This is a genomic window from Mycobacterium intracellulare ATCC 13950 (assembly GCF_000277125.1).
Lineage (GTDB): Bacteria > Actinomycetota > Actinomycetes > Mycobacteriales > Mycobacteriaceae > Mycobacterium > Mycobacterium intracellulare.
In genome coordinates, this window is record NC_016946.1 from 2,753,867 (window position 1) to 2,778,632 (window position 24,766).

Consider the following 24,766-nt stretch of genomic DNA (forward strand, 5'->3'; position numbering starts at 1 on the left):
CCGGTGTGCTCACTTCCCTTGTCGCGCTTGATCTTTCTGGCGCACTACAAATTGTGACCAGTCGGGTTCACGCACCGCCGACCAGTACTCGTTGAGGCGCCACGGGCTGACGGTGTGAATCTCGCCGTCGGCGTTCTTGAAATACGAGTGCTTGACCGCCGGGTGTGACCACACCATCTTCTTGATCTGGGTCTGCGTCCGCCGGTGCCAGTCCGTGGCGGCGTCAAGTTTCGGCTCGACGGAGTGCACATCGACGTCGGCCAGGCGCGCCAGGCATTGGTCGATGTAGCGCATCTGCAGTTCGGACTGGAAGATCAGGCTGCCCCCGTGGGCCAGGTGGGTTCCGGGGCCGTAGACGATGAAGAAGTTCGGAAACTGCGGGACGGTGATCCCGAGGTAGGCATACGGCCTGCTCCCCCACATCTCGTGCAGGTCGACGCCGTTGCGGCCGGTGATCTTCAGCGGCCACAGCACGTCGGTGTGCCGGAACCCCGTTGCGTAGACGATGACGTCGACGTCGTGCGTCACTTCGTCCTCGGTGACGATGCCCTGCGGCGTGATCCGGTCGATCGGTGTGCGCACCAATTCGACGTTGTCGCGCTGCAGCGTTCTCAGCCAGCTGCCGTTGTCCTGCAGGGTGCGCTTGCCGCAGGCGGGATAGTCCGGCATCACCTTGGCCAACAACGGCGAGTCTTCGCCGACCTGGCTGGTGATCCACTGGGAGAACATCATGTGCGCGCCGGCGTTGATGTCGCTGACGGCGTGGTCCTGATCGGCGTAGTTCGGATCGCCCTCGGCGGCGTCGAGGCCCTTGTCCGAGCCGGGCCATAGCACCAGGAAGCGGTACCACCGGCCGTAGAACGGCAGGTGGCGCATCGCCCAGCGCACACCGTCGCCGACCTCGTCGTGATACATCGGGTTCGGGAACATCCACTGCGCGGTCCGCTGGAACACCGTCAGGCGCTCGACCTCCTCGGCGATGGCGGGCGCGATCTGGAACCCGCTGGCGCCTGCGCCGACGAGCGCGACCCGCTTGCCTTTGAGGTCCACCGAGTGATCCCAGGCCGCCGAGTGAAACGACGGGCCCCGGAAAGTCTGTGCTCCGGCGAATTCGGGAATGTTGGGCCTGTTCAGCTGGCCCACCGCCGTGATGAGCGCGCGTGCGCGCAGGGTCGACGTGCGGCCGTCGGCCGATCGCAGCGACACGGTCCAGGTGCCGTCGTCGTCGTCCCATTGGGCCGCGAGAACCTCGGTCTGCCAACGTATCCGGTCGGCCAGGTCGTGTTCGTCGATGACCTTGGTGAAATAGTCCTGCAGCTCGTTTTGCTCGGCGAAGAAATGGGTCCAGTCGTTGTTGGGTTCGAAGCTGTAGCAATAGAAATGGTTCGCGACGTCGACACGGGCGCCGGGATAGCGGTTCTCCCACCATGTTCCGCCCGGGCCGGCGTTCTTCTCGACGATGGTGAACGGAATGTTGGCCTGCTTGAGGCGCACGCCGGCAAGGATGCCGGATTCGCCGCACCCGACGACCAGAACCGGAAGCTGCGCCGCGCGCTCGGCCGGCAACGCGGCCGGCCGCCGGGGGTCGACCCCGTCGAGGTCCAGCTCTTCGGACACCAGGGAAAGATAGTCGTCGGGAACGTGCTCACACGCCGCCCAATCCATCATTTCCCTGATGAGCTCCGGGCTCAGCGGCGCCGGTTCGGGGCAGCCGCGATCCCGATACTCGGTGATCACCGTCAGCGCCTCGGCGCGGGCCCGCGCCTTGTCCTCCTCCGACATGAACCCCTGGACCTCGTTGAGGAAGATGCCCATCTGCTTGTAGTCGCGGATGAATCGGGGGTCGCCGGTGATGTGGACGAGGGAGAGCAGCAGCGTCGGGATGCTGACATCCTCTAGGGCGGCGGCGATCTCGGGCGTGGACGTGGTGAAGGGATCGCCGGCGTAGCGGCTGCGCATCAAGCCGATCCTCTCGGTGGTTTGGAAGCCAATTACGCTACGCGTAGTTTCGTAATTGGCAGCACTACGGTACCCGGTTGCTCGGTGCGGGATCAAGGGATCAAAGGCGGTGGCAGGCCGAACGGCGTCGCGCCCGCTCGGCGGCGACGGGCCGTAGTGATGGGGCGCAGCTCAGGACCCGCTGGCCACGTCAGTGACGTCCGTACTAAACTAGAACACGTTCCAATTCGGCGAGCATCCCAGGAGTTGTAATGCACACCCCTATTTGCGACGAACTCGGCATCGAGTTCCCGATCTTCGCCTTCACCCACTGCCGCGACGTCGTCGTGGCGGTCAGCAAGGCCGGGGGGTTCGGCGTGCTCGGGGCCGTCGGCTTCACGCCTGAGCAGCTCGAGATCGAGCTCAACTGGATCGACGAGAACATCGGCGACCACCCCTACGGCGTCGACATCGTCATCCCCAACAAGTACGAGGGCATGGACTCACACCTGTCCGCGGAGGAGCTGGCCGAGACGCTGCGCAAGATGGTGCCCCAGGAGCACCTTGACTTCGGGAAGAAGATCCTCGCCGACCACGGCGTGCCGGTCGAGGACAGCGACGGCGACACCCTGCAGCTGCTCGGCTGGACCGAGGCGACGGCCACACCCCAGGTCGAGGTGGCGCTCAAGCACCCGAAGGTGAAGATGATCGCCAACGCGCTGGGCACCCCGCCGGCCGACATGATCAAGCACATCCACGAGGCCGGACTCAAGGTGGCCGCGCTGTGCGGCTCCCCCTCGCAGGCCCGCAAGCACGCGGACGCGGGCGTCGACATCATCATCGCGCAGGGCGGCGAGGCCGGCGGGCACTGCGGCGAGGTGGGCTCAATCGTGCTGTGGCCGCAGGTCGTCAAGGAGGTCGCTCCGGTTCCGGTGCTGGCCGCCGGCGGCATCGGCAGCGGCGAGCAGATCGCGGCCGCGCTGGCGCTGGGCGCACAGGGCGCGTGGACCGGATCGCAGTGGCTGATGGTCGAGGAATCCTCGAACACCCCGGTCCAGCAGGAGGCCTACGTCAAGGCGGGCAGCCGCGACACCGTCCGCAGCCGGTCGTTCACCGGCAAGCCGGCCCGCATGCTGCGCAACGACTGGACCGAGGCGTGGGAGGCCCCGGAGAACCCGAAGCCCCTCGGAATGCCGTTGCAATACATGGTGTCCGGCATGGCGGTTCGTGCCACGAACAGGTACCCGAACGAATCCGTGGATGTCGCGTTCAACCCGGTCGGTCAGGTCGTCGGGCAGTTCACCAAGGTGGAGAAGACGTCGACGGTCATCGAGCGCTGGGTGCAGGAGTACCTGGAAGCGACCAACAGGCTCGACGAGCTCAACGAGGCCGCCTCCGTCTGACGGCGGGGCTTGCCCGGCCGGCGGGGCTAGACGTCGTCAACGTCCTGCCGGCCGGTGAACACTTCCTTCGTCCGGTCCAGGGCGTACGTGCCGATGTCGATGGAATTCTGAACGATTCCGCTGGCACCGCCGGCAAGGTCACCCCGGATGATGTCGCTGGCGTGCTCGACGATGTCGGAGGCTTTCTCGACGGCGTTGGTCGCGATGTCCCTCGCCGCGTCGACCGCATCTTTGGGATTGAAGGCCATCTCGAGTCTCCTTTGTCGCAGGTTCGTTGCCCTGAACTCTAGACGGGACGAGGCCCCATTTCTCGGCGGCGGTGGGCTTCAGTAGTGCACGAGGGTGCGCCAGTAGTCTTCGGGAATTTCGGCCCCCGAGCGCAGTATTCGGGCCAGACCGATGGCCATCGCGATGCCCAGCAGCCCCAACCACAGCCCTGCCACCGCGATGACGCCCCACAACACGGCGGTGACCGCGGGCCACGGCGAAAACACGGCCAGCACGGGCGCGAAGAAGAATCCGGTGCCGATGTACCACGCCGACCCGGCGCGATCCGAGGCCAGGACGAAACGCAGCCAGCGGGGCACGGGCGACGCGCCTTGCACACCACGCTTCATCGTCGTACCGATCAGTCGGAGGGCGGGAAAAACCCTGCGCCGGTAAACCATCCGGGTTGCCATCCCTGCTCCCCCAGGCACAGCATGGGAAGCCCGTCCGGAGTCTGCGCCGCCGCCTGCGAGCCCGGGCATTTCGCGCCGGTCTGCTGGACCCCGTAGAGCGGATAGGAAGCGACCCAGTACCCGGTGGTGGCCGCCGGGAACTGGTTCGGCGGCGGGAAGTGACAGGCCTCGGCCTGGCCGCTGGGCCCTCGTCCGAAGATGAAGCGCTCGTAGTTGTCGCACGGGGCGCCCAGCGAAGCTTGATAATTCATGCCCGGGACGTCGCCGTCGTAATGCGGGTCGGCGGCCGCGCACGGCGCCATGCCGATCGTGATGCCCGCTATCGAAGCGGCGCTCAGCAATTCCCGAATCATGTTCCACCCCGCCTGTCGTCGCCGGTGACCTGCACCAAAGCATATCGGTCGGGCCGCGGGCCACAAGACGGATTCGGCGCGCGGCCGCGATCCCCGCCGGCGCACGACCGTGGCGGACAAAGCGCACCCGCGGAACACGTTCCAATTTGCCCCCGACGATCTTGCGTCAATGCTTCCCAACCGTGGTCCGGCAATGGTTTCCTTGCACAAGGACGCCTAGACGACTTCGTATCGAGGAGTGCGCCATGTCAACCGTCGAGCCCAGCACCAAGCCGGTCCCCAATCTGCCTCCAGGCTTCGACTTCACCGATCCGGACATCCACGCCGAGCGATTGCCGGTAGAAGAACTGGCCGAGCTGCGCCGCACGGCGCCGATCTGGTGGAACGAACAACCGATCGGTGCCGGCGGGTTCGACGACGGCGGCTTCTGGGTGGTGTCCAAGCACAAGGACGTCAAAGAGGTCTCGCTCCGCAGTGACGTGTTCTCCAGCCTGCAGAAGACCGCGCTGCCGCGCTACAAGGACGGCACGGTCGGCGAGCAGATCGAACGCGGCAAGTTCGTCCTGCTCAACATGGATGCGCCGCAGCACACCCGGCTGCGCAAGATCATTTCGCGGGCGTTCACGCCACGGGCCATCGAGCGCCTGCGCGAAGACCTCGCCGAGCGGGCCCGCCACATCGTCGAGCAAGCGGCCGCCGAGGGCCGCGGCGACTTCGTCGAGCAGGTGTCGTGCGAACTGCCGCTGCAGGCCATCGCCGGGTTGATGGGCGTGCCGCAGGAAGAACGCAAGAAACTGTTCCACTGGTCCAACGAGATGGTCGGCGACCAGGACCCCGAATTCGCCAACAACGACGCCATCACCGCCTCGGTCGAACTCATCATGTACGGCATGCAGATGGCGGCCGAGCGGACGAAGAATCCGGGGGAAGACCTCGTCACCAAGCTGGTCCAGGCCGACATCGACGGACACAAGCTTTCCGACGATGAATTCGGCTTTTTCGTGATCCTGTTGGCGGTGGCCGGAAACGAGACCACCCGCAACTCCATCACCCAGGGCATGATGGCCTTCACCGACTTTCCCGACCAATGGGAGCTGTTCAAGAAGGAGCGTCCCGGCACCGCCGCCGACGAGATCGTCCGGTGGGCCACCCCGGTCACCTCGTTTCAGCGCACCGCGCTCGAGGACTACGAACTGTCCGGTGTGCGGATCAAAAAGGGTCAGCGGGTCGTAATGGTCTACCGCTCAGCCAATTTCGACGAGGACGTCTTCGACGATCCGTTCACGTTCAACATCCTGCGCGATCCCAACCCGCACGTCGGGTTCGGCGGAACCGGCGCCCACTACTGCATCGGGGCGAACCTGGCGCGCATGACGATCGACCTGATGTTCAACGCGATCGCCGACGGCATCCCCGACCTCGAGTCCATCGGCAAGCCCGAACGCCTGCGGTCGGGCTGGCTCAACGGGATCAAGCACTGGCAGGTGGACTACCACACCGATGGAAAAGCGAAAGTCCCTGCCGCGCACTAAGCTAAGCCGATGCCCAAACATCAAGCTGTCCGGATCCAGTCCGCAGGCGGCCCCCTAGAGCTGGCCGAAGTCGAAACCCAACCACCCGGCCGCGACGAGGTACGACTGACGGTCGGCGCGTGCGGGATCTGTGGCACCGACGCGCACTTCGTCAACGGGGGGTTCCCGGGCATCTCGTGGCCCCTGACGCCCGGACACGAGATCGCAGGCAAGGTCGCCGAAGTCGGTGACGGCGTGCAGGATTTCGCGATCGGCGATCGCGTCGCGGTCGGTTGGTTCGGCGGGTGCTGCTACCACTGCGATCAATGCCGCAAGGGCCTCTTCATTCACTGCGCGAACGGGAAGGTGCCGAGCTGGCAGTATCCCGGCGGATACGCGGAATCGGTGACCGTCCCGGTGAGCGCCCTGGCCCGGATACCGGCCGAGCTCTCCGACGCCGAAGCCGCCCCCATGGGGTGTGCCGGCGTCACCACCTACAACGCGTTGCGTCACACGAAAGCCTTGCCCGGCGATCGCGTGGCGATACTGGGCGTCGGTGGCCTGGGCCACCTCGGCGTGCAGTTCGCCCGGGCGATGGGCTTCGAGACCATCGCGATCAACCGCGGCAGCGGCAAGGCCGATGACGCCCGGAAACTGGGCGCCCATCACTACATCGATTCCACCGCCAACGATCCCGCCGAAGCGCTGAAGGACTTGGGCGGCGCGACCGTCGTCCTGGCCACCGCGGGCAATTCGAAGGCGATGGCCGCCACCGTCGGCGGCATCGTCCCGCAAGGTGAACTGGTCACCATCGGCGTCACGCCCGAGCCGCTGCAGATCAGCCCCGTACAGCTGATCACCCCCGGCGTCAGCATCGTCGGGCATCCCTCCGGTACGGCCAAAGACGTCGAGGACACCATGCATTTCGCGGTCCTGTCCGGCGTTCGGGCGTGGATCGAGGAGTTACCGCTGGCGCAGGCGGCCGACGGCTATGCGGCGCTGGAGCAGGGGCGAGCGCATTACCGCACCGTCTTGACCATGTGACAGCGTCGGTCCGTGACTTCTGAGAAGGGCGCGACGTGGACGATCGGCCCGCCCGACGGTGAACTGTTGCTCCACACCGGTGTTGCCGGGCGAGCGGCGCGGATGGGCCACCGCCTCACCATCGTGATGTCGCGCTGGCGTGCCACCGTGAATTGGGCGGGTTCGCGACCCGTCAGCGCCGAACTTGCGGTCGACGTCGGTTCCTTCGCCGTGGTGAACGCCGAGGGCGGCATCAAAGGGCTGTCCGCGACCGAGAAGGCGCAGGTGCGCTCCAATGCATTGAAGTCGTTGGACGCCAAGCGATTTCCCGAGATTCGCTACAGTGCGGATGTCATCGAGCGGGCCGGCGACGGGTACCGGCTCACCGGCACGCTCGAGATCCATGGCACCTCGCGAGACCACGTCGTCGACGTGCGCACCGAAGATCTCGGAAACGCGTGGCGCATATCGGGTGAAACCGCCGTCCGGCAAACCGATTACGGCGTCAAGCCCTACTCGCTGCTGATGGGCTCGGTCCAGGTCGCCGACGACGTGTCATTGACGTTTACCGCGGTTCACGCCAAGGACGGGTGAACAAAATTTCCGGGCGAGATCAGGGCTGCCCGCCCGCCGCGCGCGGCGCCGAATCGGCCGCGTCGCCCGCGTCCCCGGGGATGTGCTCGAGCACGCGGGTCAAGTAGGGCTGCCCGTTACCCGGATCCGGCTGCCGATCGCCACCGACGCCCGGCTGCTCTTCCGGCGCGGCCGGCTCGGCAGCGGACTCGCCGGCGGCGGGCGGCTGGGTGGGTCGCTTGACCGGTGGGGGCGCCGGAAGCGGCGCGACGGCCGGGGCCGCCTCGGCGGCCTGGGGCGTGGACGGGTGGGTGGTGTGCTTGGACGCGGGCGCGCTGGCCGGGCCCACGTGGATCCCCACCGCCAGCGACACCGAGCCGACGAACGTGACCGCACCGGCGGCCAACGCCGTGAGGGCCCCGGCGTACGACAGGTGCCGCTGTCGTGCCGGCGCTGAGGAAATGGGTTCGCTGTGGTGCGCCACCAGCTGGTCGTCGGTGAACTCGGTGCTGCGGGCCGCGGACAGCGCCGCGCCCCGTGCGATCGTCACCTGGGCCATCGATTGCACGAAAACCGGTACCGGCAAGGCCTTTTCGAGTTGCCATGAGAAACCGTCGATGTCGCGGTGTGCGCCGACGACGACAACCCCGCCGGGTTGCCATCCGTCGCGGTCGAACATGCCGGTCAGCCACCGGGTCAGGCCGTCGAGGCCGCCGCGCACCTGCTTGGTCGCCGTCTGGGTCTCGCCGTCCTGAGTGTCGACCATGACGACGGTCGTGGCGTCATGGTCGAGAATGCAGACCGCGGTCTGTTCGTAACCGATGACGGGTGCGATGGCCTGCGCCAGGGTCTCGATGGCCTCGAGGAACCGGACCGGCACGACGTTGTCGAAACCCGCGTCGGTCAACGCCTCCAGCACCAGTGCCGCCTGAGCGGCTGCGTCGTCGTTCCAGGTCACCCCGATGACGCGCAGTCGTTGATCGCTCGCGGCCGCCGCCGTGTCGACCCGCAAGACCTCGTCGACGACTTGCTCCGCGGTGTTCACGGCGCGGACACCTCGGCCGGCGCGCAGCGCCAACTCCTGGTGATCCAGGATGGTGCCGTCTGCGCCGTGTCCCTCAGCGAGGACCCAGCCGACGGCGGTCGGCGTCACTGACAGGCCAAGTACCGTGTCCAAATCTATGCCCCAATCGGTCCCGCGCCTCGGCTCCCAGACGCACCGACGCGCACCATCAAACCGCTGGTGCGGAGGTTCGTGAGGGCCGGAACAGACACGGGATAGCGTGGTCTTCATCGGCTTGCTTCGACAGAGCCTACGCGGTCGGCGCAAACCGGGCGGCGCCGGTCCACACCGCCTCGCGACACGCCGATAATCCCAATTGGGTTGATCGGATGGGGACGCCGCGCCGTTCTCATCGGATATGCACACAATTCCGGTGTCGCTGTGCACCCGATGCCCGATTCAGACGGTCGACGGCGCGACACGCACTCCCGCTGACCGTCCGCCGAAAGCGCATCTGGGTCGATCGGGCGCGCGCTGTGTCTATCGCGCGGTCTCAAGGGCTTTCGGCGCCGCGCACACCGGAGGCCGCCGGCCGGCGACTTTTGCGGCGGCTCGGTTAGGCGGACGCCGAGCGGGTACTCGCCGATGGTCGCCGCTCGGATCCCCGGGTGGCGAAATTGCGAGGTAAAAGCGATACGAAACCGAGACGCGTCCGCGTCCCAATCGACATTTGACGGACTTACACGGTAAATTCCTGTGAGACCGCGATCACATTCGATCACATCCGACAAGGGGCAGGTATGACAGATCTGAGCGAGAAGGTCCGGGCCTGGGGGCGCCGACTTGTGGTCGGTGCAGCCGCGGCTGCAACGCTGCCGGGCCTGATCGGTATTGCCGGCGGCGCGGCGACCGCGAATGCGTTTTCGCGTCCGGGCCTGCCCGTCGAGTACCTGCAAGTGCCGTCCGCTGGAATGGGTCGCGACATCAAGGTCCAGTTCCAAAGCGGTGGCAACGGCTCCCCCGCGGTCTATCTGCTGGACGGGCTGCGGGCTCAAGACGACTACAACGGCTGGGACATCAACACCCCGGCGTTCGAGTGGTACTACCAGTCGGGTCTGTCGGTCATCATGCCGGTCGGCGGTCAGTCCAGCTTCTACGCCGACTGGTACCAGCCCGCGTGCGGGAAGGCCGGCTGCTCGACCTATAAGTGGGAGACCTTCCTGACCAGCGAACTGCCGCAGTACCTGGCCTCGAACAAGGGCGTCAAGTCCACCGGCAGCGCCGCGGTCGGCATCTCGATGTCCGGCTCCTCGGCGATGATCCTGGCCGTGAACCACCCCAACCAGTTCGTCTACGCCGGATCGCTCTCCGCGCTGCTGGACCCGTCCCAGGGCATGGGCCCCTCGCTGATCGGCTTGGCGATGGGAGATGCCGGCGGTTACAAGGCGGACGCCATGTGGGGCCCGTCGAGCGACCCGGCCTGGCAGCGCAACGACCCCAGCCTGCAAATCCCGGCGCTGGTCGGTAACAACACCCGGCTCTGGGTGTACTGCGGTAACGGGACACCGTCGGAGCTGGGCGGGGCGAACATGCCTGCCGAGTTCCTGGAGAACTTCGTGCGCAGCAGCAACCTGAAGTTCCAGGACGCGTACAACGCGGCCGGCGGCCACAACGCCGTGTTCAACTTCAACGCCAACGGAACACACAGCTGGGAGTACTGGGGAGCCCAGCTCAACGCCATGAAGCCCGACCTGCAGAGCGCGCTGGGCGCTTCCTCGGGCGGCGGCGGATAACCCTATTCACCTGACGCCACTACTGCGCTTGACGACACGTCAGGCGCAGTAGTGCGTTAAGGGGCGGCGATTCACGCCAGAATCGTCGCTATGTCCCGCAGCGCGCGCCCGCACCGCGTCCGTCTCGTTCCCCTGTGTGTCGCCGTGGTCGGCGGCCTGGCGGTGTGGGCGGCGCCGGCCCGCGCCGACGACGCGAATCGCCTGACCCCGTTGGTCGACGCCGCCGCGCAACGGCTACAGGTTGCCGACCCGGTGGCCGCCTATAAATGGAACACCCACGGGGCAATTGAGGACCCCGTTCGCGTCCGGCAGGAATTGGCAAAGCTCGGCGACGACGCCGTCGCCGCACGCATCGACCGCGACTAAATCACCCGGGTCTTCGGTGACCAGATCGGCGCGACCGAGGCCATCGAATACGGCCGGTTCGCGGATTGGAAACTCAATCCGGGTGACGCCCCGGCCGACTCCCCGGACCTCGCGGCCTCGCGGTCGACGATCGACGGCCTCAACCAGGCGATGCTGGCGCAGATATCGGCCAACTGGGACGTGCTGCACTCGCCGGCGTGCGCGGGCCAGCTCGACGCCGCCAGGGGCGCCATCGTCGCGAGTCGTCGGCTCGACGGCCTCTACCGACGCGCCCTCTGGTCAGCGACGCAATCGTATTGCCAGCAATAATTTAATTTTTCCTCACCATTTCCTAACCGTCGAATTTGGCCTGGCGATAACGCGATTTCCGCAGATAGAAGGCATATCTCGCGCCATTTTCGAATAGGTAACGCTTTGGCCACACGCGCCGAAAACCTTGACATGAAGAATCTCTGCAAGCTTCTCGTCAAGTCCATAGCGGTCGGCGGGTTCGTTGCAGCATCGATGGCTTCGTCCACGGGTGTGGTGAGCGCGGACGCCGCTCCCAACTGGGACGCGATCGCTCAATGCGAATCCGGCGGCAACTGGCACGCCAACACCGGAAACGGCAATTACGGTGGACTGCAATTCAAGCCGGCCACCTGGGCGCGTTACGGCGGCGTCGGCAACCCGGCGGCCGCCTCCAGGGAGCAGCAAATCGCCGTGGCCAACCGGGTTTTCGCGGAAGAGGGCGTGGAGCCCTGGCCGAAGTGCGGCGCGCAGTCCGGCCTGCCGATCGGTTGGTACTCGCACCCGGCGCAGGGCATCAAGCAGATCATCAACGGGTTGATCCAGGCGGCCGTCCCGCACTGATGACACGCCCGCGTGGTCTATGACCCGGCACCAAGCTGTGTTTGGATCAGCCCATGGAAGGTTCGGCGACTGTTCACATGGCGGCGCCCGCGGCCAAGATCTGGGATCTCATCGCGGACGTGCGCAACACCGGACGGTTTTCCCCGGAAGTTTTCGAGGCCGAGTGGCTGGGCGATGCGACCGGCCCGGCCCTTGGCGCGAAATTCCGCGGCCACGTCCGGCGCAATGAAATGGGACCCGTGTATTGGACGACCTGCAAGGTCACCGCGTGCGATCCGGGCCGCGAATTCGGCTTCACCGTGCTGCTCGGTGATCGGGAGGTCAACAACTGGCACTACCGCTTGGCGCCCAGCGGCGGCGGGACCGACGTCACCGAGTCGTTTCGGCTCAACCCCGCGCCCTGGCTGGGCGTGTACTGGTTGTTCGGCGGATTTCTGCGCAAGCGCCGCAACATCCGCGACATGACCAAGACGCTGAACCGCATCAAAGACGTGGTCGAGGCCGACGCGTCGTGAAATCGGTCTTCATTACCGGCGCCGGCAGCGGCATGGGCCGCGAAGGCGCAAAGCTGTTCCACGCCAAGGGCTGGCGGGTGGGCGCGGTGGACCGCAACGACGACGGCCTGACCACGCTGCAGCAAGAATTGGGCGGCGACCGGCTGTGGACCCGCGCCGTCGACGTGACGGACAAGGCGGCCCTGGACGGCGCCCTGGCCGACTTCTGCTCCGGCAACGCCGGCGGCGGCCTCGACATGATGTGGAACAACGCCGGCGTCGGCGAATCCGGGTGGTTCGAGGACGTGCCGTATGACGCCGCGATGCGCCTCGTCGATGTGAACTACAAAGCGGTGCTGACCGGCGCCTACGGCGCGCTGCCGTACCTGAAGAAAACCCCCGGCAGCCTGATGTTTTCGACGTCGTCCTCGTCCGCGACTTACGGCATGCCCCGCCTCGCGGTCTACTCGTCGACCAAGCACGCGGTCAAGGGCCTGACCGAGGCGCTCAGCGTGGAATGGCAGCGGCACGGGGTGCGCGTCGCCGACGTGCTGCCCGGTCTGATCGACACCGCCATCCTCACCACGACGACCAACCACTCCGGCGACGGCGCCGCGCCGAGAACCGCCGAGGAGTTGCGCGCCACCGCCCCCAAAAGAGGCCCGCTGCGGCTGATGCCGGCCAGCAGCGTCGCCGAAACCGCGTGGCAGGCCTACCACCAGCAGAAGCGGCTGCATTGGTATGTGCCCAAAAGCATTCGCCTGATTGACTTCTTCAAGGGCCTGAGCCCCGAACTCGTGCGACGCAGTATCGTCAAGGCCCTACCCGCGCTAGCGCCGAAGCGGCAGTAAGGAGGTCGGCTGGTGCAAAACCGCTTGCCCACAGTCGCTTTGATCCTGGCGGCGGTCGTCGTCGGCGTCGCGGGGTGCAGCGCGGCGCAGACGACGCCCCGCCGCGCCGCCCGCCTGACCATCGACGGCGCCACACACACGACACGTCCCCCCGCGTGCCGGCAAGACCAGATGTATCGGACCATCAAGATTCCGGACCACGACGGCGGCGTCGAGGCGGTGATGCTGCTCAGTGGCTACCGGGTCATGCCGCAGTGGGTGAAGATCCGCAACGTCGACGGCTTCACCGGCAGCTTTTGGCAAGGCGGCGTGGGAGACGCGCATGTCGACCTCGCCCATGACGCGTACACCATCACCGGCAGCGCGTACGGCATCAACAGCAGCAATCCCAACAAGGTGGTGACCACCGAATTCAAAATCGTCGCGGAGTGCTGACTCCCCCGATGCGCGCGGCCTACGCTCGTAGCGACACCAGAGCGAGGGAGGGCCGGTGAAGGAACGACTGCACTGGTTCGCGATGCACGGCTTCATCCGCGGCGCCGCGGCGTACGGCGCGCGCCGGGGTGACGTCCAGGCCCGGTTGATCGCCGATCCGGCGGTGGCGGCCGATCCGGTGCGCTTCTACGACGAGGTCCGGGCCCGGGGCAAACTGGTGAAGGGCCGCGTCGCCTACCTGACCGCCGATCACGCGCTCGCCCACGAGCTGTTGCGGTCCGACGACTTCCGGGTGGTGATCTTCGGATCGAATCTGCCCGCGCCCTTGCGATGGCTCGAGCGCCGCACCCGCGACGACCTCCTGCACCCCCTGCGTGCCCCTTCCTTGCTGGCCGTCGAGCCCCCCGACCACACCCGCTACCGCAAGACCGTGTCGGCGGTGTTCACGCCCAGGGCGGTCGCCGCCCTGCGTGAGCGCGTCGAGCAGACGGCCGCCGACCTGCTGGAGCGGTTGACCGGTGAGTCCGGCGTCGTCGACATCGTCGGGCGCTACTGTGCGCAACTTCCGGTCTCGATCATCAGCGAGATCCTCGGCGTTCCCGAGTCGGACCGGCCGCGGGTCCTGGAATTCGGTGAGCTGGCCGCGCCGAGCCTGGATATCGGGTTGCCGTGGCGGCAGTACCGCAGCGTGCAGGACGGGATCGCCGGCTTCAGTTCCTGGCTCGCCGAACACCTGCAGCGGCTGCGCCGGGAACCCAGCGACAACGTGATGAGCCAGCTGATCCAGACCGCCGAAAGTGGCTCCGCGGAGACCTATCTCAACGAAAACGAGCTTCAGGCGATCGCCGGACTGGTGTTGGCGGCGGGCTTTGAGACCACCGTGAACCTGCTCGGCAACGGGATTCGCACGCTGTTGGACGCGCCCGAGCACCTCGACGCGCTACGGCGACGACCGGAGCTGTGGCCCAACGCCGTCGAGGAGATCCTGCGGCTGGAATCGCCGGTGCAGCTGACCGCCCGGATGGCGCGGGGCGATGTCGAGATCGCGGGGCACCAGGTCGCCCGAGGCGACCTGGTGCTGGTGTACCTGGCCGCCGCCAACCGGGATCCGGCGGTGTTCAGCGACCCACACCGCTTCGACATCGAAAGACCAAACGCCGGGCGGCATCTCGCCTTTTCCGGTGGCCGGCACTTCTGTCTCGGGGCGGCGCTGGCACGCGCCGAGGGCGAAGTCGGGCTGCGGACGTTCTTCGACCGCTTCCCCGAGGTGCGCGCGGCAGGCGCCGGCAGCCGGCGCGAGACCCGCGTGCTGCGGGGATGGTCGTCGCTGCCGGCGGCGCTCGGGCCGGCCCGGTCGATGGCCGCCGCCGAAAGCTGACCGATCGCGATTGCGGCGCGAACGGCCGCAGTAGTTGACACCGGCGCGGCAACCGAGTTTATTTGCCGGTATGACAGAGGTATCTATGATCACGGTCGAGGATGTCGTCCGTGGGCTGTGGCAGGCCCTTTCGCGCCGCGACTGGGAGGCGATCCCGACATTCTTGTCCGACGACTGCCTCTACGTCGACATGCCGGTTCCGGCCTTGTCGGCCCGCGGCCCCGAGGGCATCGTCAAACGACTCAAGATGGGTCTGGAACACCTGGCGGGCTACGAGAACCACACCGGCGTGCTGGTGTCCAACGGTTCCGACGTGCTCTACGAGCACTCGGAGACATGGACATTCGCGACCGGCGAACAGGGCGTGTTGCGGTTCGTGACCGTCCACAAAGTCGTCGACGGCAAGATCACCGTCTGGAAAGACTATTGGGACATGAACAGCCTCGTCGCGTTCGCTCCCCCGAACCACTTCGAAGCACTGGCAAATGGGGACACTAGCTGGGTGTTCGACGCGTCAGCGCTGGTCTGAATCAGACGTTCGCGAATTGCGCTGCCGCGCAACGTAATGCGCCGGCTTGGCACGCGCTGCCGTGGAATGCCGGTATGGCCACCCCTCATAGACCATTCCGGCACTCCCTCGGCAACGGCGATAGGGCTTGGCTACAACCCGCCCTGGTGCGGATATGACACGTAGTCACCAGAACTGGTGGCGTGGCGACCCCCACTGCGTGACGCGTAGGGCGGAGGCGCCGAAGCGGCGACGGTAACGATGGCTGCGTCGACGAACGCAGCGCGGGACAACATGTGCCCAAACCTCCTTGCTACCTCAGTTTGGTGACGTTGCCCGATTCGTCTCCCGAAGCCTATGCGCCCCCGCGGCGGGTTACAGCGGAATTTGTGAAAAATGTCGTGGCCGCGCTTTCGCGGCCGAGGACCGGGCTACGCGAGGTCGTAGATCCTGCGGGCGTTCTCGCGGGCGATGAGATCGACCACCCGGATGGCGTCGGCCTCGCTCCAGTCGCCGCGGTCGACGAATTCGCGTAGCACCCGGTGTAGGCCCCGGCGCCACAGGACCGCCCCGAGAAAATGCAGTTCCGCGGGACCGAAACCGTCTGACGAGTAGAGGATCTTGGAAAAGGGCGCCAGCTCCAGCAGCCGCCCGAGGAACGCCGGCGACCGCGCCCCCAAGTGGTTCACGCTCAGTCCGCCATCGAGGTAGACGTTGTTGAACGCCTGCGCCAGATAACCGGCCTCACGCTCGTAGGGATAACAGTGCAACAGCACGATCGGGACGTCGGCCGACCGGCGCAGAAAGTCAAGCAGCAGGGACGGATTGGCCTTGTGCAGGTCGCAGTCCCGATCGCCGAACCCGACGTGGAATTGCAATGGCTTGCCGAGTCGCAACGCCTGATGCAACCCGAACCGCAGCAGGATCCGGTCCCGCAATCGCGTCCCGCCGCGCGCGCGCCACCGGTCGGCGGCCTCGGCGACCTCCGCCGTCGACGGCTCGCTGAGGTCACCCTCGAAACCGCCCCGGTAGGCCAGGATCGATTTGGTGCCCACGGCGTCGGCCGCGCGCCGATGCAGGATCTCCTCGAACGCCGCCGCATAGTCACCCGCGGCTTGGGCGGCCTGTTCGGCCACCTCCTCGAGACGCACGATTTCGTGCGCACGGCCGCCCGACATCCGGGCGATCTGCCCGACGCCGGCGACCCCGCCCCCGCCGATCCCGGTGTCCACCAGCCAGTCCCCGACGCCGGCGGCCGATAGGAACACCCGCGCCAGTTCGTCTTCGGCGAACTGGCGACGACGGTCCCAATAGGCCTGCGGGTCGACGTGCTCGGGCAGGCCGAGGGCGGGGGCGCAGTGCGCGCGCACGGCGAACCCGAGTTGGGAGTCGAAACCCGAGTCGGCGATGGGCTCGGTGTTGGCCTCGTTGAGTGCGTTCTCGAATCGCCGTCGGTCGCCGGCCGCCAACCAACAACCGTGGACGTGCTGATCGATCAGCGACACCGCGCCGATGTGCTCGGCCAGGTCGCGGGTCTCGGCGCTCATCAACGGCCCGTCACAGGCTCCAGGCCATGCGGAATCGGTCCGCCAGCTGCTCGGGGTCCAGATCGCCGTAGCGTTCGTGTTCCAGTCGGCGAACCGCGACCACCATGTCGACCGCCGGATCGCCCAGGATGCACCGCATGCGCTCCGAAGCGTCCAGCGCCGCGATCGCCTCGGCCTGCGAATCGGTCAGGCGCACCACGCCGTCACGCGCGCGGTCGGCATCGGAGCGGGCCGCCGGGTCGACCGTGACCTCCGGCGGCAGCGGGGCCCCGGATTTGATGCCGTCCAGCGCGAGCCCCAGGATGGCCGCCGACGCCAGGTACGGATTGGCCGACGGGTCGACGATCTTGACCTCGACGTTTCCGCCGCGCGGGCTGGCGGGTCCGCCGGTGACGAATCGCACTGCGGCCTCGCGGTTTTCGGTGCCCCAGCACGCGTAGGCGCCGGCCCAATTGCCGGGCCGCATCCGCAGACCCGAGACGACCGATCCGCACAGCACGCCCTGGGCTTCCGGCAGGCCACCAACCACGCCCGCCACCGCGCTCTCCCCCGCCGGCGTCATGCCCGCGGCGCCCGCGCCGCCGCAGAACAGCGGACCTTCCGGCGTCGTCAGCGAAAAATGTTGGTGCGCACCGAATCCGACGGCACCGGCGAAGGGGGCGGGTGACAAGCTGATGCGCAGGCCGTGGCGGCGCGCCGCGCGGCCGATGATGAGCCGCATCAGTATCAGCTGATCGGCGGCGGCGACCGGCGGTTGCGGCGGCAGCGAGATCTCGAACTGGTTGGCGCCATACTCGGGGTGGAATTGTTCGATCGCGACGCCGGCTCCCGTCGCCGACCCGATCACCTCCCGGATGAACGCTTCACGCTCCAGCACGCCGGCGAGGCCGTACGGGGCCCACACCGCCGACGGCAACCGGCCGCCGTCCGGCGCGACCAACAGGAATTCGATTTCGTGCCCGACGGCCGCCTCGATGCCGGCGTCGTCGAGCGCCGTTTCTATGCGCCGCAGCGTTCCCCGGCCGCATGTGGGGACCGGCGTGCCGTCCTGGGAGAAAAACGCGGCGGGCGCCCACGCCAGGCCGTCGCCCACGATGCGCAACGCGGACAGGTCGATCCGGAGGCGTTGGTCCCCCACCACGCCGACGTCGGCGGTGAAGGCGATGCCGGTCTGGTCGATGGCGAACGCGTGCCAGGAGGGGCTGGCGCCTAGGCCGGGATCGGCGAAGGTGTACGTCTGGCGGATCGGAACGGCCTTGGCCAGGGTGAGCCCGGCGGAATTGACGACGGTGCCGATGACCGTGTCGACGCCCTCGCCCTCCAGCTGGGCAATCGCCGCGGCGGCAAGCGGTGTGCCGGTCATGGCAGTCATTCTGCAGCCTCGTGGTGGTGCGGTCGGGTAATCGTCCCGCGTGGCCGGTCAGTTCTGGCGGCCGACGAGTTCGGAGACGAAGCGATCGAGGAATCCGTCCACGGGGGCCCGACCGGCCGGCCGGATGACGAATTTCGTCAACCCGGCCTCCAGGTACGCGTCCAGTTGGCGGTGCAGCTGATCCCACCCGGCGGCGATCAGCTCACCGGGGTCGAGGTCCGGTCGGCGCTTGCGGACCGCCGCGGCCAATTCCGCGGGCAGCTCGCCCTCGGTGACGGCGAGCGAGATCCCGAAGTGGTCGGGTTCGATGTGCCGGCCGGCCCGCTCCGCGGCCCGTTCGATCGCCTCGCGCCCGGTCCTGGCCTCCGCCGGGGTGAGGAAGCTGCCCAGCCAGCCGTCGCCGAGCGCCCCGATACGCCGAAACGCGGCGGGCGCCGAGCCGCCCAACCAGATGTCCAGCGGCGGCACCGGTTTCGGGGCGACCGCCGCGCCGGTGACGGTGAAGTATTGGCCCGTGAACGTGGCCGAATCCCCTTCCAGGGCCGCGCGCAGCACCCGTAGCGACTCGTCGAAGACCGCCGCCCGCTGACCGTCGGGAACCACGAACACCTCGCGCTCGGCCGGTATCGCCGATCGCAAGCCGAACACCGGAAGGACCCGCTTCGGGGCGACGGCCGCCAGCGACGCGAGCTGCTTGGCCACCAGCACCGGATGCCGGCCCGGCAGCACCGCCACCGAGGTGCCCACCTTCAGTCGGCTCGTCCGGGCGAGCGCGTACGCCATCCCGACCGTGGGATCGACGGCCGGCGAGTACACCAGCTCGGAAAACCACAGCGAATCCACGCCGTTGGCCTCGAGGTGGTCGACGATGGCGGCCAGCTGATGTGGGGCGGTGTCCGCGCCCAGCCCGACGCCGAAGCGAACCTTCACCCGAGCCTCCTCCTGCGTGGTCTCACCCGTCGCGCAACGCCGCGGCGCCCCGTTTTGTGCCCGCGGCGCGCGTCATCGCCTGCTGCCCGGAGTTCGGAGGGCGCAAACGGCTATGCGCGGCTGGGAATGGTGAGCTTGCAGGCCTGGCCGATGTCGAGGGTCCGCAACACCCGGCCCATGCCCACCCACAGCGCGCAGGAGAGCGCCAGGTCGGCCAGCAGCTCGTCGGAGAAGTGTTCGGCGCAGCGCGTCCAGAAGTCTTCGTCGTCGCGCAGGCCGGTGTGGTCGGTGGCGAAGCGGTCGGCGAACTCGGCCGCCAGCCGCTCCTGGTCGCTGTAGCCGGGCCAGGTGCGCCATTCGTGGACGTGGTCGTACAGCTCCTCGTCGACACCCGCGGCGGGTCCGTCCTCGTCGCGGGTGTTGACGCAGACGACGCATTCGTTGCGGTGAGCGATCACGGCGCGCGCCAATTCGCGCGTGCGCAACGGCAACCGGTTCTTGGTGTAGACCGCCTGGCTGAAGGCACCGAGCGCGCCGCCGATGTCCGGAGACTTCACAAACCAGCCGGCCAGGTCGTCGTCAGCAAATGTTCCGATTCGGCTCATGGCGTGATGGTACGCCCGCCTAAGGACCTGGGTCGCGGTTGTCGCGAAACGGGTGGAGCCACCGGCTAGCGAGCGGCCGGACCGATCGCCGCGGTTGGCGTTTCCTCATGCCAATCACGTTGGGCGAGAACCCGATGCGCGACGCGTTCGAGCGCGGCCTGCACCGCGCGGCGGTCCGGGCGGCCCTCGAAGCCCGGCGAGCGGGCGAGCTTGTCCACGAGCCAGGCCACCAGCAGCGAGTGCACGTAGCCGACTTGCTGGGCCCCGGCCGGGGTGAGCGACAGTTGGTCGCCGTCGCTTCGCGCGTAACCGCCGGCGGCCAGGCGCGCGAAAGTGGGCTCGAGAACCTCGAACGGTATTCGGTGATAGTCGGCCATGTCGGTGAGACGGGCGGTCCCGTACATCTGCGTGTAGCGATTGATGCGCAGGACCCCCCACAGCCCGGCCACGTCGAGCCGGCAATCGGGCCGCATGGCGATGCTGCGTAACCGCATGCCGGTTTCGCCGCGCAACATCCGTGCGATCGCGTTCTCCAGCATCTGGTCCGGCGTCTCGGAGGTCGGCATGCCGAACGCGTCGCCGAGATCGACGGTGCTGTCGTGGATATCCCGCAGCGGGACCTCGCGCAGGAACAGGGCCAGCACGAAACCGACCACGGCCACCGGCGCCGCCCACAAGAAAACCTCGGTCAGCGAATCGGCGTAGGCCGCCACGATGGGCGCGGCCACATCGTGCGGCTGCCGGTGCAGGGCCCCGGGCGAGCTGACCGCGTCGGGCGGCGCGCCGCTGGCCGCCAGGGCCGGACCGATGCGGCGGTCGAGGAAGTTCACGAACAGCGAGCCGAATATCGCCGCCCCGAAAGAACTTCCGATGGTGCGAAAGAACGTCACACCCGACGTGGCGACGCCGAGGTCTTCGAAATTCGACGTGTTCTGCACGATCAGAACCAGCACCTGCATGGACAATCCGATCCCGGCGCCCAGGATGACCAGGTACAGCGACTGGATCAGGGCGGACGTCGACGGCTCCATGCGCGACATCAGCAAAAACGCCAGCGCCATCAGCGCGGTGCCGGTCACCGGGAAAACCTTGTAGCGGCCGGTGCGGCCGACCAGGGTTCCGCTGCCGGTCGAGGTGATCAGCATCCCGACCACCATGGGCAGCGTGCGCAGACCCGAGGTCGTCGCCGAGACCCCGTTGACGTACTGCATATAGGTCGGCAGGAACGTCAGCGCGCCCAGCATCGCAAAACCCACGACGAAGGACAGCACGCAGCACACGGCGAACACCGGACTGGCGAACAACCGGATGGGCAGGATCGGCTCGGCGGCGCGACGTTCCACCACCACGAAAACACCCAGCGCCACCGCGGCGCCGACGAACAAGCCGATGATCGTCGGCGACCCCCACGCGTACAGCGTCCCGCCCCAGCTGGTGGCGAGCGTCAGGCCCGCCGCGCCCAGGCCGACGAACACGATTCCGGAGTAGTCGATGATCGGCTTGGCGGACGCGCCCAGCGCTGGAATCGCCGCGGCCGCAACGAAAATCACGACCACGGAGATCGGCACGTTGACCCAGAACGCCCACCGCCAGGTCAGGTAGTCGGTGAAGTAGCCGCCCAGCAACGGCCCGATCACCGTCGTGACGCCGAAGACCGCCCCGAGGATGCCCTGGTACCGGCCCCGCTCCCGCAGCGGGACGACCTCGCCGATCAGCGCGCTGGCGGTGACGGTGATGGCGCCGCCGCCGATCCCTTGCAGCGCACGCGCTCCCACCAGCATGGCCATCGACTGGGACAGCCCGCACAACGCCGATCCGACGACGAAGAAGACGATCGCCGCCTGGAACACCCGCTTGCGCCCGTAGGAGTCCCCGAGCTTGCCGGCCAGCGCGGTGACGACGGTCGATGCGAGCAGATAGCTGGTGACGACCCAGGACTGATGGCCGGCGTCGCCCAGGTTGGCGACGATCGTCGGCAGCGCGGTGGCGACGATGGTCTGGTCCAACGCCGCGAGCAGCATCCCCAGGACGATCGCGACGAAGATCAGGTTGCGCCGTTGGGGGCTGATCAGCTCGCCGCTGGGCGCGGAATTCGCCGCCGGGGTCGCCTGGGTCACCGCTGCTCTCGGGCTCGTCATGCCGGCCCGACGTTACCTACCTTGCCCGCCGCCCGCGTCAGCTGGGGGGCCGCGAGACGCACTGTGCCGAGTACAGCTCCACGCCCAGCTTGTCCATCAACTCCAGCTGCGTCTCGAGGTAGTCGATGTGCTTTTCCTCGTCGGCGACGATGTCCTCGAACAGGGTGGCGGTGGTGGAATCCTGCTTGTCCCGGCATAAGACGATGGCCGGCTTGAGGCGGTCCATCACCTCGTATTCGATGGCGAGGTCGGCCTCGAATTGCTCGCGCAAGGTCTGGCCGATGCGCAGCGAGAAGAGGCGCTGGTAGTTCGGCAACCCGTCGAGCAACAGGATGCGGTCGGTGATCGCCTCGGCGTGTCGCATCTCGTCGAAGGACTCCGCGCGGGTGTGCTCAGCTAACTCGGTGAAACCCCAGTTGTCCTGCATCTTGGAGTGCAGGAAGTATTGGTTGATCGCGGTGAGCTCGCTGGTCAACTGCTCGTTGAGCAGACGCAAAACTTCCGGATCCCCTTGCATTTTCACTCCTACGGTGTCTGCTGCTGGCATGTTCGGCCGCGATCCGTGCGCTGGGCTGGAGCGCACAAAACCGGCCCGTAGCAGCACTTTGCCACGGTCGCCGCAAATGTTCTAGCAAGGTTTGGCTGCACTCAGTGCGTTGTCGAGCTAGTCTAAGCACCCGGTTGTTAGGTTAGACTGCACTAAGCAGGTTAGGTTAGACTCCACTAATATGCGGCTTGTTCGTTTCGCACCTCCGGCCGGGGCCCCGAGTCCCCGGGAGGCCAGGCGCGGGACCGGCATCGGGTCGCTCGAACGAGCCGTCGACGAAGGGGACGCCCACATGCGGGAGGTGCGCTGATGTACGTGTGCCTGTGCGTCGGGGCGACCAGCCAGACCGTGTGCGACGTCGTCGCGCAGGGCGCGTCGACCTCCAAGGAAATCGCCGCGGCATGCGGGGCGGGCGGTGACTGCGGTCGCTGCCGGCGCACCCTGCGCGCGATCCTCGCCGACGCGGCGAAGTTAGAGACAGCGCCGTCGGCCTGACGCCGGAACGCCGTTTCAGCCCTTGTTGAAATCAGCCAGCGCCGCGGCGTTGGCCTGCGCGCCCATGAGCTCGGCGAAGTGCGCGTTTTCCCGCGCGGTGGCCGCCGTGATCTCGGGGCGGACCGGCTCCATCATCGTGTGTTTGACGGCCATCAAGCTCGAAATCGGCCGGGAGGCAAGGATTTCGGCGTGGTGGCGGGCCTGCGGGAGCAGCTCGTCCGGTTGGCACACCCGCCAGACGAGGCCCATCCGCAGCGCCTCGTCGGCGTCGACCCATTCCGACGACATCAACAACCACGCGGCGTTCTGCCGGCCCACCAGCTGCGGCAACAGATAGGACGACGCCGCTTCCGGGGCTACGCCCAGGCTGGTGAACGGGCACTTCAACCGGGCCGTCGACGACATGAACGCCAGATCGGCATAGCCCAGAATCGTGGCGCCGATCCCCACGCCGACACCGTTCACCGCGCAGATCAGCGGCTTGGGAAAGGCGCTGAGCGCGTTGATGAGTCCGATGAAGCCATGCTTGCCCGGGGTGAAGCCGGGGTCGGTGATGCGCGCCTGCATCTCACCCAGGTCGGTACCGGCGCTGAACCCGCGACCCGCTCCGGTCAGCAGGACCACGGCCACCTCGGGATCGTCGGCGGCGGCCAGCAGCGCCTCGGCGGTGGCGTCATAGAGGGCTTCGTTGAAGGCGTTGAGCGCCTCCGGGCGGTTCAGCGTGAGGGTGCGCACCCGCTTGTCGTCGTCGATCTGCAGCGTCACCCCCGCAGCGTAGCGAGGCTAGCCGTTGCTGTAGACGCGGGTCGGGGCGATCAGCACCACGGCGCGCCCCTCGGAAGCCATCACCCGGTCGTACTCGTCCCAGTTGTCGTGGGTACCGCCCGCCGCAACGAACACATCGCGCAGCAGGACTCGCAACCGATCGGGATCAGTTAGCCACGGCTGGGTGTCGTCGGGGCCGACCAGCTCCGCGCGGCCCTCGACCGTCGCCCACTGCCACCCGTTACGGAAGGTGATGGCCAACTGCGGCCGGGCCCGCAGGTTGGCCAGTTTGACTCTTCCGTAGGTGGTAAACCCCAGCACCGGTTGACCATTCGCCGGGTGCGACAACAGGCCCACGTTGACCAGTGACGCCTGCACGGTCCCGTCAGCCCGGACGGTCGATACCACCGCCAGTCCGTTCTCCGCCGCGGCCAATGCCACGGCGTCGCGCAGTGTCGTCATCTGGTGTCCTCAGTCCGTGAACGGCGTGCTGATGACGTAGCGGCTCGTCGGCACGGTGTCGATGTTCTCGTTGGCGCCAAAGGCCGTCGTGCTGGCCACCATTCGTCCTAACCGGTGTTGGAGATCGTTGTCGTCGGCGGCTCCGAAAAATGCCTGAAGATCGGTGATCGCCTCCGCGGGAAACAACTCCTCGACGATGCCGGCGATTCCCGGCGCGTCTTCGGTGAGCGCGCGCACCACCCAATTCTGGGTGTAGCCGAACGTCGACTGTGTCTCGATGGCTACCGGTGTATGGTCGCGTTGCCAACGGGTCAGCCACGTCGCCTGGTCCATGCCCGCGGGCCGACGCAGCAACGCGATGTTGGCCAAACCCGGTGTGCGGGAACCGAACTCGACGGCGGGCGCGCTCAGCGGGACCGATTCCGTCACCAGGTACGCGGCGAGCTGCTCACACTCCTTTGCCAGCAGCTCGAGCGCGGACGTCATCTGCTCGCCGTAGCACTGCTGGGTCCACATGCTCACCACCGCGGCGACCGGTGGGTCCAGCGTCGTGAGCGTCATCAACGATTGGCGCACGGCGTCGTCGCGGACGTTGACCGACAATCCGGGCACACCCAGCTCCAGCAGCGCATCGGCGACCGGCCCCCGCTGCCGGGCGCACCAATCGTCGTCGGAGTCGGCGCGCATGAGCACCGCGATTACCTTTTCCATAGGCCGAACCTACCGGTGCGGGCCCGCCGGATA

Annotated in this window: 26 protein-coding genes and 1 pseudogene; 13 read left to right on the forward strand and 14 right to left on the reverse strand. The window is 67.4% G+C overall.

Going from position 1 to position 24,766, the window contains the following annotated elements; translation table 11 throughout:
* Positions 1–9 precede the first annotated feature (9 nt).
* Positions 10–1,959: a flavin-containing monooxygenase gene (locus OCU_RS37765; protein WP_009956810.1), complete on the reverse strand. Its 1,950-nt coding sequence runs from the start codon at positions 1,957–1,959 to the stop codon at positions 10–12.
* A gap of 251 nt (positions 1,960–2,210) precedes the next feature.
* Between OCU_RS37765 and OCU_RS37770 the strand changes: the two genes are divergently transcribed.
* Complete coding sequence (locus OCU_RS37770) at positions 2,211–3,341, forward strand: nitronate monooxygenase (protein WP_008256833.1); 1,131 nt, start codon at positions 2,211–2,213, stop codon at positions 3,339–3,341.
* A 26-nt stretch (positions 3,342–3,367) separates the two neighbouring features.
* Here OCU_RS37770 and OCU_RS37775 read toward each other — a convergent pair whose 3' ends face one another.
* The 3 genes from OCU_RS37775 to OCU_RS37785 all read right to left on the reverse strand — a co-directional run bounded on the left by OCU_RS37775 (position 3,368) and on the right by OCU_RS37785 (position 4,374).
* Positions 3,368–3,589: an Rv1893 family protein gene (locus tag OCU_RS37775; RefSeq protein WP_008256834.1), complete on the reverse strand. Its 222-nt coding sequence runs from the start codon at positions 3,587–3,589 to the stop codon at positions 3,368–3,370.
* Between the two features lie 78 nt (positions 3,590–3,667).
* Entirely contained in the window at positions 3,668–3,958 is a 291-nt protein-coding gene (locus tag OCU_RS37780) for a hypothetical protein (RefSeq protein WP_014380152.1), read from the reverse strand.
* A gap of 11 nt (positions 3,959–3,969) precedes the next feature.
* Complete coding sequence (locus OCU_RS37785; RefSeq protein ID WP_008256836.1) at positions 3,970–4,374, reverse strand: hypothetical protein; 405 nt, start codon at positions 4,372–4,374, stop codon at positions 3,970–3,972.
* Between the two features lie 245 nt (positions 4,375–4,619).
* Between OCU_RS37785 and OCU_RS37790 the strand changes: the two genes are divergently transcribed.
* The 3 genes from OCU_RS37790 to OCU_RS37800 are packed head-to-tail and all read left to right on the forward strand — an operon-like array spanning position 4,620 to position 7,502.
* A complete protein-coding gene (locus tag OCU_RS37790) occupies positions 4,620–5,906 on the forward strand; it encodes a cytochrome P450 (protein WP_009956808.1) in 1,287 nt (428 codons plus the stop codon).
* Between the two features lie 9 nt (positions 5,907–5,915).
* Positions 5,916–6,929 carry an alcohol dehydrogenase gene (locus OCU_RS37795; protein ID WP_009956807.1) on the forward strand — a complete coding sequence of 338 codons (1,014 nt, stop codon included), beginning with the start codon at positions 5,916–5,918 and terminating at the stop codon, positions 6,927–6,929.
* A gap of 12 nt (positions 6,930–6,941) precedes the next feature.
* The gene (locus tag OCU_RS37800; RefSeq protein ID WP_009956806.1) at positions 6,942–7,502 is read left to right on the forward strand and encodes a YceI family protein; all 561 of its coding nucleotides are present in this window, start codon (positions 6,942–6,944) and stop codon (positions 7,500–7,502) included.
* 19 nt (positions 7,503–7,521) lie between these two features.
* Here the strand turns inward: OCU_RS37800 and OCU_RS37805 are convergent, their stop codons facing one another.
* Positions 7,522–8,658: a DUF7159 family protein gene (locus OCU_RS37805; RefSeq protein WP_026071387.1), complete on the reverse strand. Its 1,137-nt coding sequence runs from the start codon at positions 8,656–8,658 to the stop codon at positions 7,522–7,524.
* A 626-nt stretch (positions 8,659–9,284) separates the two neighbouring features.
* Here OCU_RS37805 and ag85B point away from each other — a divergent pair.
* From ag85B to OCU_RS37845, 8 genes and pseudogenes are all read left to right on the forward strand, one after another.
* A complete protein-coding gene (gene ag85B / locus OCU_RS37810) occupies positions 9,285–10,277 on the forward strand; it encodes a diacylglycerol acyltransferase/mycolyltransferase Ag85B (RefSeq protein ID WP_009952996.1) in 993 nt (330 codons plus the stop codon).
* A 90-nt stretch (positions 10,278–10,367) separates the two neighbouring features.
* Positions 10,368–10,952 (forward strand): annotated as a pseudogene (locus OCU_RS51085) (chorismate mutase).
* A gap of 105 nt (positions 10,953–11,057) precedes the next feature.
* On the forward strand, positions 11,058–11,495 hold the full coding sequence (gene rpfC, locus OCU_RS37820) for a resuscitation-promoting factor RpfC (protein WP_014380156.1): 438 nt from the start codon (positions 11,058–11,060) through the stop codon (positions 11,493–11,495).
* Positions 11,496–11,530: 35 nt separating this feature from the next.
* Positions 11,531–12,010 carry an SRPBCC family protein gene (locus tag OCU_RS37825; protein WP_170320593.1) on the forward strand — a complete coding sequence of 160 codons (480 nt, stop codon included), beginning with the start codon at positions 11,531–11,533 and terminating at the stop codon, positions 12,008–12,010.
* Positions 12,007–12,840: an SDR family oxidoreductase gene (locus OCU_RS37830; RefSeq protein ID WP_014380158.1), complete on the forward strand. Its 834-nt coding sequence runs from the start codon at positions 12,007–12,009 to the stop codon at positions 12,838–12,840. The genes OCU_RS37825 and OCU_RS37830 overlap by 4 nt, the downstream gene beginning before the upstream one ends.
* A gap of 12 nt (positions 12,841–12,852) precedes the next feature.
* Positions 12,853–13,275 (forward strand): lipoprotein LpqH, encoded by a 423-nt coding sequence (locus OCU_RS37835; protein WP_008256850.1) that lies wholly within the window; start codon positions 12,853–12,855, stop codon positions 13,273–13,275.
* Between the two features lie 55 nt (positions 13,276–13,330).
* Positions 13,331–14,653 carry a cytochrome P450 gene (locus tag OCU_RS37840; RefSeq protein WP_009953003.1) on the forward strand — a complete coding sequence of 441 codons (1,323 nt, stop codon included), beginning with the start codon at positions 13,331–13,333 and terminating at the stop codon, positions 14,651–14,653.
* A gap of 85 nt (positions 14,654–14,738) precedes the next feature.
* Complete coding sequence (locus OCU_RS37845) at positions 14,739–15,182, forward strand: nuclear transport factor 2 family protein (protein WP_009953004.1); 444 nt, start codon at positions 14,739–14,741, stop codon at positions 15,180–15,182.
* Between the two features lie 410 nt (positions 15,183–15,592).
* Here the strand turns inward: OCU_RS37845 and OCU_RS37850 are convergent, their stop codons facing one another.
* The 6 genes from OCU_RS37850 to bfr form a co-directional block, all read right to left on the reverse strand.
* Positions 15,593–16,708, reverse strand: a complete 1,116-nt coding sequence (locus OCU_RS37850) for an amidohydrolase family protein (protein WP_009953005.1) — start codon at positions 16,706–16,708, stop codon at positions 15,593–15,595.
* Positions 16,709–16,718: 10 nt separating this feature from the next.
* A complete protein-coding gene (locus tag OCU_RS37855) occupies positions 16,719–18,071 on the reverse strand; it encodes a type I glutamate--ammonia ligase (RefSeq protein ID WP_009953006.1) in 1,353 nt (450 codons plus the stop codon).
* Between the two features lie 57 nt (positions 18,072–18,128).
* Entirely contained in the window at positions 18,129–19,010 is an 882-nt protein-coding gene (locus tag OCU_RS37860; protein WP_009953007.1) for a TIGR03854 family LLM class F420-dependent oxidoreductase, read from the reverse strand.
* Between the two features lie 110 nt (positions 19,011–19,120).
* The gene (locus tag OCU_RS37865; RefSeq protein ID WP_009953008.1) at positions 19,121–19,615 is read right to left on the reverse strand and encodes a carboxymuconolactone decarboxylase family protein; all 495 of its coding nucleotides are present in this window, start codon (positions 19,613–19,615) and stop codon (positions 19,121–19,123) included.
* Positions 19,616–19,680: 65 nt separating this feature from the next.
* Positions 19,681–21,753, reverse strand: coding sequence for an MDR family MFS transporter (locus OCU_RS37870; RefSeq protein WP_176476798.1), 2,073 nt, complete (start codon positions 21,751–21,753; stop codon positions 19,681–19,683).
* Between the two features lie 37 nt (positions 21,754–21,790).
* Positions 21,791–22,270, reverse strand: a complete 480-nt coding sequence (gene bfr / locus OCU_RS37875) for a bacterioferritin (RefSeq protein ID WP_008256872.1) — start codon at positions 22,268–22,270, stop codon at positions 21,791–21,793.
* Positions 22,271–22,609: 339 nt separating this feature from the next.
* Here bfr and OCU_RS37880 point away from each other — a divergent pair, with 339 nt between their 5' ends.
* Positions 22,610–22,795 carry a (2Fe-2S)-binding protein gene (locus OCU_RS37880; RefSeq protein WP_008256874.1) on the forward strand — a complete coding sequence of 62 codons (186 nt, stop codon included), beginning with the start codon at positions 22,610–22,612 and terminating at the stop codon, positions 22,793–22,795.
* Between the two features lie 15 nt (positions 22,796–22,810).
* On the opposite strand, the gene OCU_RS37885 is transcribed toward OCU_RS37880, so the two are convergent.
* From OCU_RS37885 to OCU_RS37895, 3 genes are read right to left on the reverse strand one after another with little or no spacing between them, the layout of a single operon-like run.
* Entirely contained in the window at positions 22,811–23,560 is a 750-nt protein-coding gene (locus tag OCU_RS37885) for an enoyl-CoA hydratase/isomerase family protein (RefSeq protein WP_009953011.1), read from the reverse strand.
* Between the two features lie 18 nt (positions 23,561–23,578).
* The gene (locus tag OCU_RS37890; protein WP_009953013.1) at positions 23,579–24,022 is read right to left on the reverse strand and encodes a TIGR03618 family F420-dependent PPOX class oxidoreductase; all 444 of its coding nucleotides are present in this window, start codon (positions 24,020–24,022) and stop codon (positions 23,579–23,581) included.
* Between the two features lie 9 nt (positions 24,023–24,031).
* A complete protein-coding gene (locus tag OCU_RS37895) occupies positions 24,032–24,733 on the reverse strand; it encodes an EthD domain-containing protein (RefSeq protein ID WP_009953014.1) in 702 nt (233 codons plus the stop codon).
* Between the last annotated feature and the right edge of the window lie 33 nt (positions 24,734–24,766).

Bases quoted from the DNA above. Each gene is read 5' to 3' on its own strand.
- OCU_RS37765 (WP_009956810.1), bottom strand. From the start codon at position 1,959: ATGCGCAGCCGCTACGCCGGCGATCCCTTCACCACGTCCACGCCCGAG.
- OCU_RS37770 (WP_008256833.1), top strand. From the start codon at position 2,211: ATGCACACCCCTATTTGCGACGAACTCGGCATCGAGTTCCCGATCTTC.
- OCU_RS37775 (WP_008256834.1), bottom strand. From the start codon at position 3,589: ATGGCCTTCAATCCCAAAGATGCGGTCGACGCGGCGAGGGACATCGCG.
- OCU_RS37780 (WP_014380152.1), bottom strand. From the start codon at position 3,958: ATGAAGCGTGGTGTGCAAGGCGCGTCGCCCGTGCCCCGCTGGCTGCGT.
- OCU_RS37785 (WP_008256836.1), bottom strand. From the start codon at position 4,374: ATGATTCGGGAATTGCTGAGCGCCGCTTCGATAGCGGGCATCACGATC.
- OCU_RS37790 (WP_009956808.1), top strand. From the start codon at position 4,620: ATGTCAACCGTCGAGCCCAGCACCAAGCCGGTCCCCAATCTGCCTCCA.
- OCU_RS37795 (WP_009956807.1), top strand. From the start codon at position 5,916: ATGCCCAAACATCAAGCTGTCCGGATCCAGTCCGCAGGCGGCCCCCTA.
- ag85B (WP_009952996.1), top strand. From the start codon at position 9,285: ATGACAGATCTGAGCGAGAAGGTCCGGGCCTGGGGGCGCCGACTTGTG.
- OCU_RS37845 (WP_009953004.1), top strand. From the start codon at position 14,739: ATGATCACGGTCGAGGATGTCGTCCGTGGGCTGTGGCAGGCCCTTTCG.
- OCU_RS37850 (WP_009953005.1), bottom strand. From the start codon at position 16,708: ATGAGCGCCGAGACCCGCGACCTGGCCGAGCACATCGGCGCGGTGTCG.
- OCU_RS37855 (WP_009953006.1), bottom strand. From the start codon at position 18,071: ATGACCGGCACACCGCTTGCCGCCGCGGCGATTGCCCAGCTGGAGGGC.
- OCU_RS37865 (WP_009953008.1), bottom strand. From the start codon at position 19,615: ATGAGCCGAATCGGAACATTTGCTGACGACGACCTGGCCGGCTGGTTT.
- OCU_RS37870 (WP_176476798.1), bottom strand. From the start codon at position 21,753: ATGACGAGCCCGAGAGCAGCGGTGACCCAGGCGACCCCGGCGGCGAAT.
- bfr (WP_008256872.1), bottom strand. From the start codon at position 22,270: ATGCAAGGGGATCCGGAAGTTTTGCGTCTGCTCAACGAGCAGTTGACC.
- OCU_RS37880 (WP_008256874.1), top strand. From the start codon at position 22,610: ATGTACGTGTGCCTGTGCGTCGGGGCGACCAGCCAGACCGTGTGCGAC.
- OCU_RS37890 (WP_009953013.1), bottom strand. From the start codon at position 24,022: ATGACGACACTGCGCGACGCCGTGGCATTGGCCGCGGCGGAGAACGGA.
- OCU_RS37895 (WP_009953014.1), bottom strand. From the start codon at position 24,733: ATGGAAAAGGTAATCGCGGTGCTCATGCGCGCCGACTCCGACGACGAT.